Below are 16,280 nucleotides of genomic sequence, written 5' to 3' on the forward strand. Positions count from 1 at the left end.
GTAAGGAGGCAGCATGCTGCACATCGAATTCATCACCGATCTGGGCGCCCGAGTCACAGTGGACGTGGAGAGCGCCGACAAGCTGCTCGACGTTCAGCGGCAGTATGGCCGCCTGGGCTGGACGACCGGCGATATCCCGTCCGGGGGCTACCAGTTCCCCTTCGACAACGAACCCGACTTCGACTGGAACCTGATCGGCGCCCGCAAGTGGACCAGCCCCGACGGCGAGGAACTGATCATCCACCGGGGGCACGCCTACCGCCGCCGCGAGCTGGAGGCCGTGGACAGCCGCAAGATGAAGCTGCCCGCCGCCGTGAAGTACAGCCGGGGCGCCAAGAACACCGACCCCGAGCACGTCCGCGAAAAGGCCGACGGCGAGTTCGAATACGTCACTCTGGCGATTTTCCGGGGGGGCAAGCGGCAGGAGCGTTACGCGGTTCCCGGTAGCCGCCCCGCCCCCGCCGGACCCCGCCCCGCTCCGGCCCCCGCGAGCCGCGCCCAGCCGCAGGCCCGCCCGGCCCCGGCAGCGGTGGCCGACGAGGAAACGCCGTTCTGACCGCTTGAGGGGAGGGAGCGCCTCGCCCTAGCCCCTCCCCTGTCCCTCAATCACCCCCCGCACGTCGGCAGGCTGCCAGCCCTCGGGCTTGAGCAGCTTGCCGTCTTCACGTCTCGGGCCGCCGAGTTTCGCCATGTTGGCGCGGTGAACCTCCGCGAACACGGCGTCGGCGTCAATGCCGAGGGTCATGAGCGCCCCGTAGGTCACGTAGAGCAGGTCGGTGAGCTCATGGGCCAGCGGGGCGAGGTCGCCGGGAGGCACCGGCTCGCCCGCCTGGAGACGGGTCAGCAGGGCCGTGAACTCGGCCTCCAGCTCGCTGGTTTCCTCCCGGATAAAGGTCCGCCGCAGCTTCAGGAGATCGTGGCTGGGGACCGTGGCCTGTTCGGGGACGGTGAAGCCAGAAGCGCGGTGAAGTTGGACGACGCGCTGGGCGTTGGTGAGGGGTGATTCAGGCACCCGCCGATGCTAGGCCAAAGGAACAGGGAGAGGGAGAGCCCGTGTGGACTCTCCCTGCTTGTCTGGTGCGGGTGACTGGACTCGAACCAATCGGGGACCGGCCTCCGGCCCGCTCGCGCGCCCGTTTGATGGGAGGTGGGCGTCTCCCTCCGGCCCCTCTCGGAGCCAGGGGGAAGTATGCCGCAGCCTCCCCCACCCCCACATGTGCCGAATGGTCACCTGGCCTTAAGACAAATGGCGTGCCAGCGCGGAAAATCGCAGGCGTTCTCACAGTCTGGCGTCACACGTCCAGCACCCGGTAGCCGTAGGCGTTCACCACGCAGGCGCCGCTGGCCTCGTCCACGTAATCCGCTTTGCGGCCCTCGTACTCGTGGACGTGGCCGTGGACCACGAGGCGGGGGCGGCGGCGGGCCATGAAGCGGGTGATTTCGGGGCAGCCCCGGTGGGCGTAGTCGCTGCCGGTGTGCGGCCCCAGCGGCGGCGCGTGGGTGAGCAGCACGTCCACCCCCCGGCGGGCCTGCCACGCGAGCCACCCCAGGCCGCGCCGGGCCTGCGACGGCGAATACTGCCCCTCGCCGCCGGGCCGGTAGCGCGGCACCCCGCCCCAGCCCGCCACCCGCAGCCCCGCCGCCGTCACCACCCGGCCATGCACCGGGATCACCCCGCGTGGAGGAATCGGGCCGTCCCCCTCGTCCACCGACTCGTCGCCGTGGTTGCCGTGGACATACAGGATGGGCACGGTGAGTACGCTCGCCAGGAATTCGAGGTAATAGCCCGGCAGGTCGCCCGCCGCGAGCACCAGGTCCACCGCCGGGGCCGAGCGGGCAAAGCCCTCGCGGTACACGAAGGGATGCACCATGTCGGCCAGCACCAGCACGCGGCGCGGCGGGGTGGGGGGCGGGGCGGCGGAGGGGAACACGGGGACCGGCCGAGTGTAGCGTGCCGGGCACGGGCGGCTGTGGCCGGGGGCATAATCTTGCAGCCCTGAGGCATACCCCGGCCCGGCCCTTAGCCTGGAAAGTATGGACCTGAGCATTCTGGGTATTCCGATGGACCTCGGCGCGGGCCGCCGGGGGGTCGACATGGGGCCGTCGGCGCTGAGAAACGCGCATCTCGCCCGCACGCTGCGGGGGCTGGGGCACACGGTGACGGACCTCGGGGACGTGGAAGTGCCCATCCCCGAGACGCTGGACAAGCACGCGGAGAGCGGGCTGATTTTCCTCGACCCCATCATCGCCGCCTGCCGCAGCGCCGCCGGGCGGGTGGCCGCGCTGCCGGAGGGCACCTTCCCAGTTACCCTGGGCGGCGACCACTCGGTGAGCATGGGCACCGTCACGGGCAACGCCCTGCGCGGCGGCTCCCCCCGGCGCACCGGGCTGATCTGGGTGGACGCCCACACCGACTACAACACCCCGGAGAGTAGCCCCAGCGGCAACATCCACGGGATGCCCGTCGCGCACCTGACCGGGCTGGGCGACCCGCAGCTCTCCGGCCTGGGCGGGGGCTGGCACCTCCAGCCCGAGGACATCGTGATGATCGGCATCCGCAGCGTGGACGCGAACGAGCGCGAATTGCTGCGGGAGGCTGGAATCAAGGCCTACACCATGAAAGACGTGGACCAGCTCGGGATCACCCGCATCACCGAGGAGACGCTGGAGCGCCTCTCTGACACCGAGCGCCTGCACGTCTCCTTCGACGCCGACGCCCTCGACCCCTCGGTCGCCCCCGGCGTGGGCACCCCGGTCCCCGGGGGCCTGACCTACCGCGAGGGGCACCTGCTGATGGAACTGCTCTCGGAGTCGGGCCGGGTGACCAGCCTGGACATCGTGGAGGTCAACCCGGTCCTCGACACCCGCAACCAGACCGCCGAGGTGATGGTGGGGATGGCCGCCAGCCTGCTGGGGCAGCGGATTCTGTAGCCTGACCCCGATGCCCTACGCCGTTCGCCTGCAATATGTCCACAAGGACGCCCACGGGGACGATGCCCTGCTGGACGAACCCCACTGGCTGGAGAGCGACGCGGGCGAGCGCCGGGTCTTCCCCAGCGCCGACGAAGCCGGGGCCGCCGCGCAGGAATGGATCACCGAAGGCTGGCGGGCCGAGGTGGTGGAGGTCGCGCCGGGTCAGGCCCCTTCCAGCGGGTCGGGCGACAGGTAGGGCTGCGCCGCGTCAAAGCCCGCCAGCGCCCCCGGCGAGAGTCGCCAGTCGTCCCCGTCGCGGGTGGCCTCGCCGGACTGCACCAGCCGGTTGAGTTCGGCCTCGACCCGCTGCTGTGCGCGGCGCAGGGGCATCCCGGCAGCCCCCTCTACCCCGCGCCAGGTCAGGAAGGCACGGTGAAAGTCGGGCAGGGCATCGAGGCCGATGCGGGTTTCCAGGGCGCGCCACGAGAGGGATGGAGAGGCCATGTCCCCGTTCTACCGCGCCGCGTACAATGCCCGCATGACCGGCGGCTCCCCTCCTGACCCCTCCCCGGCGCCCCTGCCCCCGGACTTGGTCCGGCAGCTTGAGGCCCTGGGCGGGCAACTCGTGTGGCGCGTCGGCAAGGACGAGGTCAGCGACGAGGTGGTGGTACGGCTGGGGTACGCCTCGGCCACGCCGCGCTTCGCGCACCTGCCCCGGCTCCGCAGCGCGAACGACGCCGAGCTTCAGGCCGCGCTGAGCGAGAACCGGGTGGTGATCGAGTGGGTGGATTGAGGCAGGAGTCGGCTCTGGAAGTGATTTCGGAAAGTCACCTTAACTTGATAAACACGGCTTCTCTACTCCTCCCCCCTTGCGGGGGAGGTTGGGACTGGTACAGCTCCGCAGGAGAGGGGGGTGGACGGCGCAGCCGTTCCAGACGACAGAGACGACATCTAGACTTTGCTGCCAAGCCCCTCTGCAAACAAACTCCGAGCTTCCCCCCGCCAGCTTCCAACCGCCGGAGGCCCTGTGCTCCTTGAAGCCCGGCAGGCCTTCACGCTGACCCATCCCGGCGGACAGGAAGCCGCGCTCTCCTTCGTGCGCGACGCAGGCGTGTCCTTGTCGCGGGTGCGCTTCCTGCGGGATTTGCGGGCGGACGTGTCAGGGGTGCGCGGCGAACTCGTGGTGCCCGTGCCGCTGCTGGGGGAGGTGGACCTGCCCTTTTTCAGCACCCTGCACCCCACCCCGGACGGCGCGGAGTTGCAGCCCCAGCCCGTCACGGGCGAGCGGGCCTGGGTGGAGGTCGCGGGGCAGGCGCGGGTGAGCGCGGCGGGCGAGATGGCCTTTGATTTCCAGTTCCGCGCCCACCTGCGGCTCCCGGAGGCCGAGGGGTGGGGCGGTGCCGCTTTCGAGAAGATGGTGCGCTCGGCGGCGGAGCGCACGCTCACGCGGCTGGCGGGGGAATTGCCGCAGGGAATTGGGGCGGCGTTGCCGGACGCTGCCCGGTAGCCGGATGCCCTTTTCGCTCTCGGCACCGCTGGAGTAGGCTGCCCCGGTGCCGCCCCCGCACCGGAAGGCGGCCACCGTGCGGGGACCGCAGCGACATCCCTCTCCAGGTGGTTCTGTGAGACGCCCCCCCGCACGAAGGAGCATTCATGCGGAAGTACTACACGTCGGAATCGGTATCGGAAGGCCACCCGGACAAGCTCGCGGACTTCATCTCGGACAGCATCCTGGACGAGTTTCTGCGTCAGGAACCCGCCAGCCGGGTCGCGGTCGAAACGCTGCTGACCACCGGCATGGCGGTCGTGGCGGGCGAGGTCACCGCGCAAAACGCCCGGGTGGACGTGCAGAAGACGGTGCGCGACGCCGTGATGAAGGTGGGCTACACCCGCGCCAACTACGGCTTTGACGCCGAGTACAGCGCCGTGCTGGTCGCCCTGCACGAGCAGTCGCCCGAGATCGCGGGGGGGGTCAACTTCTCGGAAGAGTGGCGCGAGATGTCAGAAGATGAACGCGCCCGCCCTGAAAACGAGTACTCGCGCATCGGCGCGGGCGACCAGGGCCTGATGTTCGGCTACGCGACCGACGAGACGCCCGAGCTGATGCCGCTGCCCATCAGCCTCGCGCACCGGCTGACGCGCAAGCTGGCCGAACTGCGCAAGAACGGGACGCTGCCCTACCTGCGCCCCGACGCCAAGGCGCAGGTCACGGTGGTCCGCGACGGCGAGCCGCACGAGGCGCGGGAAACCTTCGTGGACACGGTCGTCATCAGCGCCCAGCACAGCGAGTCGGTGACCCAGGAGCAGATTCGGGAAGACCTGCTGGAACACGTGGTCCGGGCGGTGATCCCGGCGGAACTGCTGACCGCCAACACCAAGTACTTCATCAACCCCAGCGGGCGCTTCGTGATCGGCGGGCCGCACGGCGACACCGGCCTGACCGGGCGCAAGATCATCGTGGACACCTACGGGGGCGCGGTGCCGCACGGGGGCGGGGCTTTCTCGGGCAAGGACCCCACCAAGGTGGACCGCTCGGCGGCGTACTACGCGCGGTACATCGCCAAGAACCTCGTCGCGGCGGGGCTGGCGCGGCGGGCGCTGGTGGAGGTCGCCTACGCGATCGGGCGGGCTAATCCCGTCTCCCTTCGGGTGGACACCTACGGCACGGGGACTGTGAGCGACGAGCGGCTGGCCGAACTCGTCCGCGAGCACTTCGACGCCCGCCCCCAGGCGATCATCGCGGAGCTGGACCTGCTGCGGCCCATCTACGCGCAGACCGCCGCTTACGGGCACTTCGGCCGCCCCGAGTTCCCCTGGGAGCAGACGCGGAAGGCGGAGGCGCTGCGGGAAGCGGCTCAGGGCGTGACGACCGCCTGAGCGGACCTGCGCCCCCCTCTCCCCCACGGCCCCGGCGGGTGCGTGGGGGCTTTTGCTATTCGGTCCCGGCCGCTCGCCCAGCTTCCCGCGCCGCGTACACGTCGGCGAACTTGCGGCGCAGGGCGGCGGCGCTGGCGCGGGGCACCATCTCGGAGATGTCGCCGCCGTAGGAGGCGATCTCGCGGACCATCGTGGAGCTGACGAAGCTCCAGCGGGTCGCCGCCATGATGAACACCGTCTCGACCTCCCCGATCTGGCGGTTGAGGTGTGCGATCTGGAGTTCGTACTCGTAGTCGGACACGGCCCGCAGCCCGCGCAGGATCAGTCCCTGCTGCTGCTGGGCCATGTAGTCCACCAGCAGGCCGCCGAAGGTGTCCACGCTGACGTTGGGCAGGTGCGCGGTCGCCTCGTGCAGGATCGCCAGCCGCTCCTCCAGGGTAAAGAGGTGCTTGCCCTGCTTGCGGGCGTTGTGCATCACGGTGACGGTCACGTGGTCGAAGATGCGCGAGGCCCGCGTCAGCACGTCCATGTGGCCGCTGGTGATGGGGTCAAAGGAACCGGGAAAGACCGCGTTCATGTGGTCCCGATCTTATCCGCCCCGGTGCTCCCCTCCCGCCGGTACAGGGTCAGGATGTTGCTCCCATAGGCCCGTTCCTCGCGCTCCCAGCCGGGCGCGTCCTCCAGGCGCACCTGCACGGGATGCTGGCAGACGAGCAGGCCGCCGGGCGCCACCACCCCCGAGGCCAGCAGGCGGCGGGTCAGCGCGGGGATGTCCTGCGTGTAGGGCGGGTCGCTGAACACCACCTCGAACTCGCCGACGCGCCCCAGCAGCGCGGAGGCGTCGCCGCGCACCACCCGCACGGGGAGGTCCAGCAGCCGGGCGTTGCCCTCGATGGCCCGCACCGCCGCCGCGTCCCGTTCGATCAGGGTGGCCGCATAGCCCCGGCTGGCCGCCTCCAGCCCCACCGCGCCGCTGCCGCCGTGCAGGTCGAGAAAGCGCCCCGAGGGAACGCGGGTGGCGAGCAGATCAAAGAGGCTTTTGCGCACCCGCGCCCCGCTGGGCCGGGCACTCGCGGGCACCTTGAGGGCGCGGCCCTTGGCACTGCCAGCCAGAATGCGGACACTCATCGCCCGGCAGGGTAACGCACGCGCCCCCCGGACCGCCGCGTCCGGGGGGCAGGTTGAGGTGAGGGCCGGGGCTTTACATCCCCATCATGCGGACGGCAGTGCAGGCCACGCCGGGATCGGCCGGGGTGCCCGTAGCGTCAGCCGCCGTGTGGACGTTGTAGTAGGTCGCGTTCATCACGTCGGCGCGGGGCACGCTCTTGGAGAGCGTCAGCATGCCGCTCGCGTCGGTCCGGCCGACCATCGCGGTGCTGAGAATGGGCGCTCCGTTGCTGGCGCAGGGAGTGGTGCTCGCCGTGCCCTGGAGGTGATAGTGCGCCACGTAGTACTGGTTGGGCGCGAGGCCCATCACCCGCGCCTCGGTCATCACCATGTCGCCCGAGACGCTGGCCCGGACGGTTCCGCTGGGGTTGAGGCCCTTGGCGTCGGCGGCAGGCTGCTTGCCCAGCGTGTAGGGACTGCCGGGCAGCATCGTCGTGGTGCAGGAGGCGAGGGCGAACGGCAGGGACAGGGCCAGCAGGAGACGCGTCTTCATGGCAAACCTCCGGAATCTAGGGGGGAATTGGGACGAACGGGCTCTACTGTGAGGCCGCCTGCGCAGGCTGGAGTGTCTGATGCGCTTCACTCTGAAGCTGGAGTGAAGAGTGGACCAACCGGGTAATCCTGGTCCGCCGAATGCCCTAGTCTGAACTCAGTCCAAACCCGTCACTCCGCTTCACTTCTCGCGCTCCGGGAGGAGTTTTTCATGACACAGCCCACGTCCGCCGACCTTCAGGCCCTGTTCGAGACGCAGCGTCGGCACCGCTGGCGAGCCGGGCAGACGACTGCCCCCGAGCGGCAGGCCCTCCTGAGGCGGCTGGGGGCCGCCATTCAGCGCCACCGGGTCGCGCTGGCCGGGGCGCTCGCGCTGGACCTCGGCAAGAGCCGCGCTGAGTCGGAGATTACCGAGCTGCACGCCACGGTGGAGGAGCTGCGGCACGCCGTGCGGCACCTTCCGCGCTGGATGGCGCCGCGCCGGGTCCGCACGCCCACCACCCTGCTGGGCACCCGCAGCGAGATCGAGTTCCAGCCGCGCGGGGTCACCCTGATCCTGAGCGCCTGGAACTACCCGGTGAACCTCGCGCTCGTGCCGCTGATCGCCAGCCTTGCGGCGGGCAACACGGCGGTCCTCAAGCCCAGCGAGAAGGCCCCCGCCACCGCCCGCGCCCTGCGGAGGCTGCTGGAGGAAGTCTTCGAGCCCCGGCTGGTCGCGGTCGTGGAGGGAGACGCGGGGGTCGCAGGGGCGCTGACCGAGCTGCCCTTTGACCACATCTTCTTCACCGGGAGCGGGGCCATTGGGAAAAAGGTGCTCGCCGCCGCCGCGCCCAACCTGACGGGTGTGACGCTGGAACTGGGGGGCAAGAGCCCCGCCATCGTCCACGAGAGCGCCGACCTGGGCCTCACCGCCGAGCGGCTGGCCTGGGGCAAGTTCCTGAATGCCGGGCAGACCTGCGTGGCGCCCGACTACGTGCTGGTGCCGGAGGTGCTGCAAGGGAGTCTGATGGCGCGGCTCCGCGAGGTGATCCCCCACCGCTTCGGGGAAGCCGAGCGGCTGCGAAAGGGCACCGACTACGGGCGAATGGTAGACGGCCGCAGCGTGGAGCGGCTCTCGCGCCTGACGCGGGACAGCGTGGCGATGGGGGCACGGGTGGAACTGGGCGGCGACTTCGACCCCCCCTCGCGCTTCATCTCGCCCACGGTGGTGACGGGCGTGACCCCCGAGATGCCGCTGATGGCGGAGGAACTGTTCGGCCCGGTGCTGCCGGTGCTGACCTACCGCGACTTCGGGGAGGCGCTGGCCCTGGTGCGGCGGCTCGACCCCCCGCTCGCGCTGTACACCTTCGCCGAGGACGAGGGGGCGGTGGAACAGGTCCGTCGGGAAACGACGAGCGGCGGCCTCGTCGTCAACGGCACGGTGGTTCACCTCAGCAATCCGCACCTGCCCTTCGGGGGCGTCGGCCCCAGCGGGATGGGGCGGTATCACGGCGAGTACGGCTTCCGGACCTTCAGCCACGAGCGAGCCGTGCTGCACGAGGGCCGGGGCAGCGGCGTGCGCTTCCTGTATCCGCCCTACGGCCGCCCGCTGCCCCGCTTCGTGGCCTGGGCGATGCGGAAGCTGGAGGGATGACCCCAGGGACGACCCGGAGGCTGGACCTCGTCGGGGCGCTCACCGCCGGGGGCCGCTCCAGCCGCTTCGGAACGGACAAGGCGCTCGCCCGACTGGAGGGGCGAACCCTGCTGGAGCATGTTGCCGCGAGTCTGGAGGGGTGCCCGGTGCGCCTGCTGATCGCGCCGCCCGGACGGTACGCCCTCCGCAGTTGGCTCCCGGTGTCCGACACCCGGCCTGGCGAGGGGCCGCTGGGAGCGCTGGAGGCGGCCCTTTCCGCCGCCGAACAGCACACGGGGCCGGGCTGGGTTGCCTTCGCGGGCGTGGACCTACCCCGCCTGACCCCGGCGTACTGGGCGCTGCTGGCCGGGGCGCGGACGCCGGACGCACGCTCGGTCCTCTGCCTGGACGCGGCGGGGCGAGCGCAACCGCTGGGGGCGCTGTATCACACGAGCCTGCGCTCCCACGTGACCACGCTGCTGGACGCGGGCGAAGGCCGATTGCGCCTTGCCGCGCGGGACGTGGTGACGGTGCCCCACGAAGCCGTCACGCGGGTCAGTCCGCACGCCCTCCACAACGTGAACACGCCCGCCGACCTCGCGACGCTGGAGGCGGGAACAGGGCAATAAAAAAGCCGCCTCTTCGGGGGGTGATAAAACCAAGATAGCGCGGTATGCAATATGCGTCAACCGTAGCGCTCCCGATGCTCGCGCTTCAGACGGACATATTCCTCGTTGGCCTCGGCCTCGTCCCACTTCGCCTTGAAGATGCGGGCGGATTCGGCCTTGACGGGGTCCTCGGGCTGACGGGGCAACTCGGCGCGGCCGTGCGCTCCGGACTGGCCTTTCTTATCGTCGGGCACGGGGCCGTCGTACTTCTTGCCGCCCTTGTGGTTGGCATATCGGCGGGAGCGGGTAAAGCCCATCTGGAGGAACTTGCGGGCCATGTCCGCCCCCACGAAGTCCCCGGCCCGCAGGTAGTCCAGAAACATCGCGTAGATCGCCTCGCTGCTCTCGCGGGCGACCTCCGGCGTGGCGAAGCGCCAGTGCGGAAGAAGTTCGGACTTGTACGGCTGCACCAGCAGCACGCCCTGCTCGCCTATCCCGACCCGGTACAGCTCAGGGTGCGCCCGCAGGTCGAGTTCGGCGTAGTTCAGCGAGTAGTCGAATTTGGGGCGGGGCATCGGGGCTCCTTTCGGGGTCTGGAGAAGACCACCGGGGCGGCCCGGTGGTCTCTTCGGCTTCTCGCTTCGCTCGGCCCTTCGGGCGGCCGTCAGTTCATCCGGTCGTCGTCCATCATCGCCTGGAGCATCCAGCGAATCTTGTCGATGGTGGCGGCGTAGCCGGTGTAGAGGTCGGCGGTGACGGGGTCGTTGGCCTCGTCCACCGTCTGCGAGTCGTCGCGGTAGCCCCGCGCCACGCGGGTCAGGTCGTTCACGAGGTCGGCGACCTGGGTGCGGGCGTCGCGCACCGTCTCCTGGGGCACCTGCACGAGGCTGAAGCGGGCGATGTCCTCAGGCGCGGCGATGGGGCTGCCCCCCAGCGCGACGAGGCGCTCGGCCTGCTCGTCGATGCCCCCGAAGATTTCCTCGATGAACTCATCATAGGCGAGGTGCAGGTCGCGGAAGAAGCGGCCCCGGATGTCCCAGTGGTACTTCTTGAACTTGAGGTACAGGCTGATGGTGGTCGCGAGGTTGCGCTGCAGGGTCTCGCCCACGGTGCCGAACTCCTCTTCGGAGAGGTAGCCGTGGTCCACGAGCTGGTTGTGCGCGGTGTTCAGGTGCGCGGCGTCGGCCTTGGCCTCGCCCCCCGGCATGGCTCCGGCGGCCTCGCGGCCCTGGGCCGTCTCCGGAGTCTCCACCGGCATCTGCACCGCGTCGTCGGTCGCCTTGCGGCGGCTCCCGCCCTTGCTGCCCGCTGCGGCCTTGGAGGTTGCGGCACTCTTTCTGGTCATGCGGTCACGCTACGCCCGCAGCCCCAGAGCCGCCCATACGGGCTTTCTTCACGCTTGACCCCCGGCCTATGCTGAGGCTCCGATGACTGGCCCCCCGGAAGCCGACCAGCTCTCCGACCTGCTGGCCGAGCTGCGCATCCTGCTGCAGGGCGCCCAGGTGCTCAACAGTTTCCTGATTATCCTGCCCTTCAATGTCGATTTCGGGGAGGTAGCGGCCACCGAACGCTGGGTCTACACGGCGACCTTCCTGTGCTCGGTGGTCAGTCTGGTGCTGCTCAGCGCCCCGGCGATGCACCACTACCTGCGCCGCCCGATGCGCCACCCCCAGGAGTTCAAGCGCACGGCCACCCGGCTGGTGCGGGTGGGGTCGGTGTTCATGTCGCTGGCGCTGGTGCTGGCGACCCGGATGGTGGCGGGGGCAGTCGGCCTTCCCGCCGCCCTGACGTGGCTGCTTCGGGGGGGGCTGGCGCTGCTGCTCGGCGGGGTGTGGTGGGCCTTGCCGCTGAGCCACGAGCGGCGCGAGTACGGCGGCCCGAAACGCGACTAGGGGACGCCTGGGCGACCCGGAGCTCAGGCCCGCGCCCGCAGCACCCCGCCCCCCAGCTCCAGGGTGGCCGCCCCCGCCGCGAGCAGCTCAGTGAGGTGGGCACTGACGACCGCCCGGTTGAGGACCCACGCGCCGGGGGTCGTGGCGGTGACCCCCAACACGGCGCCGACCCGTGCCAGCAGCTCGTCTACCGTGGCCGGACCCCCGGCCAGCGCTGCCGTCACCCCGGCCGTCGTGCGGGCATAGGCGGTGAGGTTGGCCGCCACCAGCCCGGCGAGGTCGGGGGTGGGGTCGCCGTGGCCGGGGAGAACCACGCGCACGCGCTCCAGTTCGCTCAGTGCCGCCGCCGAGGCCTTCTGCTGTGCCGAATCCGCACAGAAGGTCAGCGGATGCTTGCCCAGCGCCTCCGGCCCGAACAGGGCGTCGGCGGCGTACAGCACCTCGCCCACCCGCACCGCGTACATCTCGGCGGCGTGGCCGGGAACGGGCAGCAGTTCGACCTCTACCCCGCCCAGGATCTGCACGCCGGGGCCGACGGCTCGTGCGGGACTCGCGGGGGCCAGCAGGAACTTCGTCCGCAGCTCGGCGGGCGGCGCGGCTCCCCACAGCGAGAGCGGCTCCAGCACCGGGTAGCGGATGATCGCCGCCTCCAGCGGCGGGGCATAGACGGGCAATTCCGGAAAACGGCTCAGGAGAAACGCGTTGCCCCCGTGGTGGTCGGCGTGGCTGTGGGTGTTGAGGATCGCACCCGGCGTCAGCCCCACCCCCTCCACCGCCCGCAGCAGCTTCCGCGCGTGGGTGTCGTCCAGGCCGGTGTCCACGAGTAGGGCGCGGCCGCCTTCCCCCTCCACGACCACGCTGTTTACCGCGCCGGGAAGAAAGGAGACGCCGGGGCCGAGGGGCTGAAGCTGCGGGGGCATGGGGACAGGGTAAGGCGGGGCACCCCCACCCGCCGGGGCGTACACTCGCCCGCGTGACCCTGCCCGCCGCCGCCCTCCCCTTCCGGCCCTCGGGGGCACAGCTCGGGCTGATCGCCGCCAACTTCCTGATGTGGGGCGGCTTTTTCGCGGTGATTCCGCTGGTGACCGTGCACTTCGTGGAGGGGCTGGGGTGGGCGGCGGCGAGCGTGGGGCTGGTGCTGGGGCTGCGGCAGCTTACCCAGCAGGGGCTGACGGTGTTCGGCGGGGCGTGGGCGGACCGGGTCGGGCCGAAGCCGCTGATCCTGGCGGGGTGCCTGATTCGCACGCTGGGCTTCGCGTGGATGGGGTTCGCGGACACGCTGCCCGTGCTGCTGGCGGCCTCGGTGCTCGCGGGGCTGGGGGGCGGGCTGTTCGACGCGCCCAAGAACGCCGCGATCACCGCCGTCACCCGGCCCGAGCACCGCACCCGGATGTTCAGCCTGACCAGCATCTCCGGGAACCTCGGCATGGTGACCGGGCCGCTGATCGGGGCGGCACTGCTGGGGCTGGGGTTCCGCACGGCGGCGCTCGCGGCGGGGAGCGTGTATCTCGTCGCCGCCGCCGTGCTCGCCGCCACGCTGCCCCACATGAAGCCGGAAGGGGCCGGGGCCGGGGGCCTCGCGGGGCTGAGGACGGCCGCGCGGGACCGCCGCTTCCGGCGCTTCACGCTGGTGCTGGTGGGTTATTTCCTGCTCAGCACGCAGCTCAACGTGGCGGTCACGCTCAAGGCCGTGGCCCTCGCGGGGCCGGGGGCGACCGGGCCGCTGTACGGCCTCTCGGCGGGGCTGGCGGTGGTGCTGCAATACCCCCTGCTGCGGTTCGTGGAACGGCGGGTGCGGACGCGGGTGGCGCTGGTGGCGGCGGTGCTCGCGGTGGCGACCAGCCTGGGGCTGATGGGCTTCGCGGCGACGTTTCCGCAACTGCTGGCCTGCGTCGCCCTCTACAGCCTGGGCACCATGCTGGTCTACCCCACCCAGCAGACCCTGACCGCGCGGCTGGCCCCCGCCGGGCTGACGGGAAGCTATTTCGGCTTCTCCGCGATCAGCCTGGGACTGGGGGGCGCGGTGGGCAACGTGGTGGGTGGGGCGCTCATCGACCTCGGCGCCCGGATCGGCGTGCCGCTGCTGCCCTGGCTCTCGCTGATGGGTGTGGGATTCCTGACCGCCCTGGGCCTGCGCTGGGCGCTGCGCGAGGTGCCCACCCGCGAGCAAGTGGGAGGCTGATCCCACACCGAAAAGCCCCCTCCTGGCGGGAAGGGGGCCAGCCGTTGGGCGGAGGTCAGGGCGTGTTGGGGGTCGCGGGGGCAGCGGGCGCCGTCTGGCTCTGGGCGGTCGCCAGCAGGGTCTGCGCCTCCTGGAAGTGGCGCTCGATCAGCGGGAGGTTCTGGGTGGCGAAGGCCACGACCCCCGCGTCCCGGCCCGCCGTCTGCTCGTTCTGGAAGAGGCTGACGGTGAACTGGTGCCCCAGCACCTGCTCGCGCAGGTAGGCCACGTCGAAGGCCGAGCCGCTGAGGGTATTGAGGGTATTGACCTTGAGCTGCAACTCGGGCGGCAGCATCTTGGGCAGCGGCACGCCCCGGGCAGACGCGAGCGCCGTGACCTGGGCCTGCGCTGCCGTGTGCTCACCGATCATCTGCTGCGCGAAGGCCCGCACCTGCGCGTTCGTCGAGCGGTTCAGCGCCACCTGCGACGACTGGATCTCGAAGAGGTTACTCCCCGTCACCGACTGGAGGAACAGCCCATCCACCGTGGCCGCGTTGGGAGCCATCAGGGTGCAGGAGCCGAGGGCGAGGGGAAGCAGAACCAGGGCTGAGCGTCGGTGCATGTCGTTCCTCCAGGGAAGATCAGGGACGGGCGGCGCCCGTGCTGCCCCCAGTGTGACCGCCCTCCTCACCCGGCTCATGGCAGTCTGCCGAAGGCCTCACCATCCGGCTCTCAGGTGAAGGCCAAGGCTTCTTGAGGTCCCGTTGAGACTGCCGCTGCGCCTACACTTGAGCCATGCTCTGGGTTCACGTCCTGATGCTGCTGCTCGTCGCCCTGCTGGTGGGCTGGCTTCCGGTGCTGGGGCCGCTGGCGCTGGGCTTTCTGGCTGGCCGCGCGGTGCGGGGACCGGGCGCGGTGCTGGTGCTGCTCCCGGCCCTCGCCCTGCAAACCCTGGGGCTGCTGGGCGTGCGCTGGCTGGAGAATGCGGTAGAGGCGCGGGGGCTGGAAGGCGGCCTGTGGACCGCCCTCGCCTGGCTGGGCAGCCCGGTCAACGTGGCGCTGGGAAGGCCGCTGGGCAACCTGATCGGGGACAGCGACGTGCTGGGGTTTCTGCTGCTGTTCACGCTTCCCGCCGTGGTCGGCCTGATCCTGGGATGGGTCACGGGCAAGCCCTCCCGTCGGCTGTGAACCGGGCAGGAGGGCTGGAAAGGGGGACGTTCAGCGGGCGGTCTGGGGGTCCAGGGTCAGGGGCGGGGCCGTCACCAGGGCCTGTACCCCGGCGGCGAGCAGGGTGTCCTGGCCGCGCGTCAGCAGGCGCACGTCCTCCTCGGTCTGCTCGCGAGGCTGGTCGGGCTTCACCCGGTCGGGGTAGAGCGTTCCGCCGGGCTTGGCGTAATTCAGGATGGTGAGTTGCAGGGCGGCGTCCTCGCCCACCGGAAAGACGCGGGTGGCGGTGTTGCCCACGCCCGCCGTCGTCTCGCCGATCACCGGGCCGCGCCCGGCATGCTGAATCTCGAAGGCGAAGAACTCGCTGCACGAGGCGCTGCCCCGGTCCACCAGCACCGCGAGCGGCCCGGTCCACAGTTGCGGACTGCGCACCCCCCCCGCGTTGCGGCCATTTTCCAGGCGCGTCCCCCGGCTGACCACTGTGCGGCTCTCGCCCTGTGCGCCCCGCGCCACCCGCGCGAAGGAGGGCACGAAGGCGCTCACGGCGCTGTCGCACTCCGCGAGGCTGCCGCCCGGATTGCCGCGCAGGTCCACGATCAGGCCGGTCGCCCCGCCCGCGCGGGCCTCGCCCACGAGGTCGTGCACCCGCTGCGCGATGCCGCCGCCCGACAGGAACGTGGGAATCCGCAGCACCGCCACGTTGTTCGCCGCGCCCGCGAAGCTCAGCCGGGGCAGGTCACGGGTGCTGCTCTCGCGCGACTGGAGGGTCAGGGTCAGGGACTGCCCGGCCCGCTCCACGCCCAGCCGAATCTGGCGCCCATCGCGCCGGGCCTGCTGCAAGGCCGCGTAGGTGTAGGGGCGGCCCTCCAACGTCCGCAGCAGGTCGCCGCGCTTCAGGCCCGCCTCCTCGGCGGCGCTCTGGGGAACGACCTCCAGCACCACCCGGTTCTCGCCGTCGAGCCGGGTGAGTTTGACGCCGAACTGCAACCGGTTGCCGCCCGTGGCGCTCGCCAGGAAGTCCTGAAAGTCCTCCGGAGTCTGGAAGAAGCTGTGCTCGTCCCCCAGCGCCGTGAGCTGCGCCTCGATCACCGGATAAGCCTTCTCGACCGGGCAGTTGAGGGGAGTCGGGGCACACACCGCGTCGAGCCGGGCCTGGTACTCGCGGCCCAGCGCGGCCCGGTCGACGGTGGAGAGGCCGCCGTATTCCTCCAGAATCAGGCGGTTGACCTTGTCGAACGCCTCCTGCGCGGGCGAGGGTGCGGGCTGCGCGAGCGCCTGTGCGCCGGGCCACAGGGGCGCGGCGAACGAGGCCGCCACCAGCAGGGTGAGGGCACGGAGGGCCGGGAGGCCGGAAGCCGGGGCACGGCGCAGGGTGGCGTTCATGGGTCCCC

General features: G+C 71.0%; 22 protein-coding genes. 11 read left to right on the forward strand and 11 right to left on the reverse strand.

What is annotated here, in order from left to right; genetic code table 11:
• The first annotated feature begins 13 nt into the window (after positions 1–13).
• A complete protein-coding gene (locus C3K08_RS12335) occupies positions 14–556 on the forward strand; it encodes a single-stranded DNA-binding protein (RefSeq protein WP_104991567.1) in 543 nt (180 codons plus the stop codon).
• Positions 557–583: 27 nt separating this feature from the next.
• Here the strand turns inward: C3K08_RS12335 and C3K08_RS12340 are convergent, their stop codons facing one another.
• Both C3K08_RS12340 and C3K08_RS12345 read right to left on the reverse strand, forming a co-directional pair.
• Positions 584–1,012 (reverse strand): hypothetical protein, encoded by a 429-nt coding sequence (locus tag C3K08_RS12340; RefSeq protein WP_104991568.1) that lies wholly within the window; start codon positions 1,010–1,012, stop codon positions 584–586.
• A gap of 280 nt (positions 1,013–1,292) precedes the next feature.
• Positions 1,293–1,871: a metallophosphoesterase gene (locus C3K08_RS12345; protein WP_234009231.1), complete on the reverse strand. Its 579-nt coding sequence runs from the start codon at positions 1,869–1,871 to the stop codon at positions 1,293–1,295.
• Between the two features lie 163 nt (positions 1,872–2,034).
• On the opposite strand from C3K08_RS12345, the gene rocF reads away from it, so the two are divergent.
• Together rocF and C3K08_RS12355 are read left to right on the forward strand one after the other, a co-directional pair.
• Positions 2,035–2,931 carry an arginase gene (gene rocF / locus C3K08_RS12350; RefSeq protein WP_104991569.1) on the forward strand — a complete coding sequence of 299 codons (897 nt, stop codon included), beginning with the start codon at positions 2,035–2,037 and terminating at the stop codon, positions 2,929–2,931.
• 10 nt (positions 2,932–2,941) lie between these two features.
• The gene (locus C3K08_RS12355) at positions 2,942–3,169 is read left to right on the forward strand and encodes a hypothetical protein (RefSeq protein ID WP_104991570.1); all 228 of its coding nucleotides are present in this window, start codon (positions 2,942–2,944) and stop codon (positions 3,167–3,169) included.
• Here the strand turns inward: C3K08_RS12355 and C3K08_RS12360 are convergent.
• The gene (locus tag C3K08_RS12360; RefSeq protein WP_104991571.1) at positions 3,136–3,417 is read right to left on the reverse strand and encodes a hypothetical protein; all 282 of its coding nucleotides are present in this window, start codon (positions 3,415–3,417) and stop codon (positions 3,136–3,138) included. The two genes, C3K08_RS12355 and C3K08_RS12360, sit on opposite strands and share 34 nt — an antisense overlap.
• Positions 3,418–3,451: 34 nt before the next feature.
• Here C3K08_RS12360 and C3K08_RS12365 point away from each other — a divergent pair, with 34 nt between their 5' ends.
• From C3K08_RS12365 to metK, 3 genes are all read left to right on the forward strand, one after another.
• On the forward strand, positions 3,452–3,706 hold the full coding sequence (locus C3K08_RS12365; protein ID WP_104991572.1) for a DUF3248 domain-containing protein: 255 nt from the start codon (positions 3,452–3,454) through the stop codon (positions 3,704–3,706).
• A 234-nt stretch (positions 3,707–3,940) separates the two neighbouring features.
• A complete protein-coding gene (locus C3K08_RS12370) occupies positions 3,941–4,420 on the forward strand; it encodes a DUF3809 domain-containing protein (protein ID WP_104991573.1) in 480 nt (159 codons plus the stop codon).
• A 146-nt stretch (positions 4,421–4,566) separates the two neighbouring features.
• Entirely contained in the window at positions 4,567–5,790 is a 1,224-nt protein-coding gene (metK, locus tag C3K08_RS12375) for a methionine adenosyltransferase (RefSeq protein ID WP_104991574.1), read from the forward strand.
• A gap of 55 nt (positions 5,791–5,845) precedes the next feature.
• Here the strand turns inward: metK and coaD are convergent, their stop codons facing one another.
• The 3 genes from coaD to C3K08_RS12390 form a co-directional block, all read right to left on the reverse strand.
• Complete coding sequence (gene coaD / locus C3K08_RS12380; protein WP_104991575.1) at positions 5,846–6,367, reverse strand: pantetheine-phosphate adenylyltransferase; 522 nt, start codon at positions 6,365–6,367, stop codon at positions 5,846–5,848.
• Positions 6,364–6,918: an RsmD family RNA methyltransferase gene (locus C3K08_RS12385; RefSeq protein WP_104991576.1), complete on the reverse strand. Its 555-nt coding sequence runs from the start codon at positions 6,916–6,918 to the stop codon at positions 6,364–6,366. Before C3K08_RS12385 ends, coaD begins: the two co-directional genes overlap by 4 nt.
• 73 nt (positions 6,919–6,991) lie before the next feature.
• Entirely contained in the window at positions 6,992–7,450 is a 459-nt protein-coding gene (locus tag C3K08_RS12390; RefSeq protein ID WP_104991577.1) for a superoxide dismutase, read from the reverse strand.
• 210 nt (positions 7,451–7,660) lie between these two features.
• Here C3K08_RS12390 and C3K08_RS12395 point away from each other — a divergent pair, with 210 nt between their 5' ends.
• Together C3K08_RS12395 and C3K08_RS12400 are read left to right on the forward strand one after the other, a co-directional pair.
• On the forward strand, positions 7,661–9,082 hold the full coding sequence (locus tag C3K08_RS12395) for an aldehyde dehydrogenase family protein (protein ID WP_104991578.1): 1,422 nt from the start codon (positions 7,661–7,663) through the stop codon (positions 9,080–9,082).
• Positions 9,079–9,690 carry a molybdenum cofactor guanylyltransferase gene (locus C3K08_RS12400; RefSeq protein WP_104991579.1) on the forward strand — a complete coding sequence of 204 codons (612 nt, stop codon included), beginning with the start codon at positions 9,079–9,081 and terminating at the stop codon, positions 9,688–9,690. Before C3K08_RS12395 ends, C3K08_RS12400 begins: the two co-directional genes overlap by 4 nt.
• A 56-nt stretch (positions 9,691–9,746) precedes the next feature.
• Here the strand turns inward: C3K08_RS12400 and C3K08_RS12405 are convergent, their stop codons facing one another.
• Both C3K08_RS12405 and C3K08_RS12410 read right to left on the reverse strand, forming a co-directional pair.
• Positions 9,747–10,244 (reverse strand): DUF4385 domain-containing protein, encoded by a 498-nt coding sequence (locus tag C3K08_RS12405; RefSeq protein ID WP_199776933.1) that lies wholly within the window; start codon positions 10,242–10,244, stop codon positions 9,747–9,749.
• 89 nt (positions 10,245–10,333) lie between these two features.
• Positions 10,334–11,014 (reverse strand): DNA starvation/stationary phase protection protein, encoded by a 681-nt coding sequence (locus C3K08_RS12410; RefSeq protein ID WP_234009076.1) that lies wholly within the window; start codon positions 11,012–11,014, stop codon positions 10,334–10,336.
• 82 nt (positions 11,015–11,096) lie between these two features.
• Between C3K08_RS12410 and C3K08_RS12415 the strand changes: the two genes are divergently transcribed.
• Positions 11,097–11,561, forward strand: coding sequence for a DUF6328 family protein (locus C3K08_RS12415; protein WP_104991580.1), 465 nt, complete (start codon positions 11,097–11,099; stop codon positions 11,559–11,561).
• 23 nt (positions 11,562–11,584) lie between these two features.
• Here C3K08_RS12415 and C3K08_RS12420 read toward each other — a convergent pair whose 3' ends face one another.
• Positions 11,585–12,481 carry an MBL fold metallo-hydrolase gene (locus C3K08_RS12420; protein ID WP_104991581.1) on the reverse strand — a complete coding sequence of 299 codons (897 nt, stop codon included), beginning with the start codon at positions 12,479–12,481 and terminating at the stop codon, positions 11,585–11,587.
• A gap of 128 nt (positions 12,482–12,609) precedes the next feature.
• Here C3K08_RS12420 and C3K08_RS12425 point away from each other — a divergent pair, with 128 nt between their 5' ends.
• Positions 12,610–13,743: an MFS transporter gene (locus C3K08_RS12425; RefSeq protein WP_234009232.1), complete on the forward strand. Its 1,134-nt coding sequence runs from the start codon at positions 12,610–12,612 to the stop codon at positions 13,741–13,743.
• Positions 13,744–13,798: 55 nt separating this feature from the next.
• Here C3K08_RS12425 and C3K08_RS12430 read toward each other — a convergent pair whose 3' ends face one another.
• Positions 13,799–14,344, reverse strand: coding sequence for a DUF4142 domain-containing protein (locus C3K08_RS12430; protein ID WP_104991583.1), 546 nt, complete (start codon positions 14,342–14,344; stop codon positions 13,799–13,801).
• Positions 14,345–14,517: 173 nt separating this feature from the next.
• On the opposite strand from C3K08_RS12430, the gene C3K08_RS12435 reads away from it, so the two are divergent.
• Complete coding sequence (locus tag C3K08_RS12435) at positions 14,518–14,910, forward strand: hypothetical protein (protein ID WP_104991584.1); 393 nt, start codon at positions 14,518–14,520, stop codon at positions 14,908–14,910.
• Between the two features lie 30 nt (positions 14,911–14,940).
• Here the strand turns inward: C3K08_RS12435 and C3K08_RS12440 are convergent, their stop codons facing one another.
• A complete protein-coding gene (locus C3K08_RS12440) occupies positions 14,941–16,272 on the reverse strand; it encodes a S41 family peptidase (RefSeq protein WP_104991585.1) in 1,332 nt (443 codons plus the stop codon).
• Positions 16,273–16,280: the final 8 nt, after the last annotated feature.

The sequence above is a fragment of the Deinococcus sp. NW-56 genome, assembly GCF_002953415.1.
Classification (GTDB): Bacteria; Deinococcota; Deinococci; order Deinococcales; family Deinococcaceae; genus Deinococcus.

What these genes read in the sequence shown, in the direction of transcription:
- C3K08_RS12355 (WP_104991570.1), top strand. Translation starts at nt 2,942, where the DNA reads ATGCCCTACGCCGTTCGCCTGCAATATGTCCACAAGGACGCCCACGGG.
- C3K08_RS12430 (WP_104991583.1), bottom strand. Translation starts at nt 14,344, where the DNA reads ATGCACCGACGCTCAGCCCTGGTTCTGCTTCCCCTCGCCCTCGGCTCC.
- coaD (WP_104991575.1), bottom strand. Translation starts at nt 6,367, where the DNA reads ATGAACGCGGTCTTTCCCGGTTCCTTTGACCCCATCACCAGCGGCCAC.
- C3K08_RS12360 (WP_104991571.1), bottom strand. Translation starts at nt 3,417, where the DNA reads ATGGCCTCTCCATCCCTCTCGTGGCGCGCCCTGGAAACCCGCATCGGC.
- C3K08_RS12345 (WP_234009231.1), bottom strand. Translation starts at nt 1,871, where the DNA reads ATGGTGCATCCCTTCGTGTACCGCGAGGGCTTTGCCCGCTCGGCCCCG.
- C3K08_RS12425 (WP_234009232.1), top strand. Translation starts at nt 12,610, where the DNA reads ATGTGGGGCGGCTTTTTCGCGGTGATTCCGCTGGTGACCGTGCACTTC.
- C3K08_RS12400 (WP_104991579.1), top strand. Translation starts at nt 9,079, where the DNA reads ATGACCCCAGGGACGACCCGGAGGCTGGACCTCGTCGGGGCGCTCACC.
- C3K08_RS12405 (WP_199776933.1), bottom strand. Translation starts at nt 10,244, where the DNA reads ATGCCCCGCCCCAAATTCGACTACTCGCTGAACTACGCCGAACTCGAC.
- C3K08_RS12385 (WP_104991576.1), bottom strand. Translation starts at nt 6,918, where the DNA reads ATGAGTGTCCGCATTCTGGCTGGCAGTGCCAAGGGCCGCGCCCTCAAG.
- C3K08_RS12440 (WP_104991585.1), bottom strand. Translation starts at nt 16,272, where the DNA reads ATGAACGCCACCCTGCGCCGTGCCCCGGCTTCCGGCCTCCCGGCCCTC.
- C3K08_RS12395 (WP_104991578.1), top strand. Translation starts at nt 7,661, where the DNA reads ATGACACAGCCCACGTCCGCCGACCTTCAGGCCCTGTTCGAGACGCAG.
- C3K08_RS12390 (WP_104991577.1), bottom strand. Translation starts at nt 7,450, where the DNA reads ATGAAGACGCGTCTCCTGCTGGCCCTGTCCCTGCCGTTCGCCCTCGCC.
- C3K08_RS12335 (WP_104991567.1), top strand. Translation starts at nt 14, where the DNA reads ATGCTGCACATCGAATTCATCACCGATCTGGGCGCCCGAGTCACAGTG.
- rocF (WP_104991569.1), top strand. Translation starts at nt 2,035, where the DNA reads ATGGACCTGAGCATTCTGGGTATTCCGATGGACCTCGGCGCGGGCCGC.
- C3K08_RS12435 (WP_104991584.1), top strand. Translation starts at nt 14,518, where the DNA reads ATGCTCTGGGTTCACGTCCTGATGCTGCTGCTCGTCGCCCTGCTGGTG.
- C3K08_RS12365 (WP_104991572.1), top strand. Translation starts at nt 3,452, where the DNA reads ATGACCGGCGGCTCCCCTCCTGACCCCTCCCCGGCGCCCCTGCCCCCG.
- C3K08_RS12410 (WP_234009076.1), bottom strand. Translation starts at nt 11,014, where the DNA reads ATGACCAGAAAGAGTGCCGCAACCTCCAAGGCCGCAGCGGGCAGCAAG.
- metK (WP_104991574.1), top strand. Translation starts at nt 4,567, where the DNA reads ATGCGGAAGTACTACACGTCGGAATCGGTATCGGAAGGCCACCCGGAC.
- C3K08_RS12415 (WP_104991580.1), top strand. Translation starts at nt 11,097, where the DNA reads ATGACTGGCCCCCCGGAAGCCGACCAGCTCTCCGACCTGCTGGCCGAG.
- C3K08_RS12420 (WP_104991581.1), bottom strand. Translation starts at nt 12,481, where the DNA reads ATGCCCCCGCAGCTTCAGCCCCTCGGCCCCGGCGTCTCCTTTCTTCCC.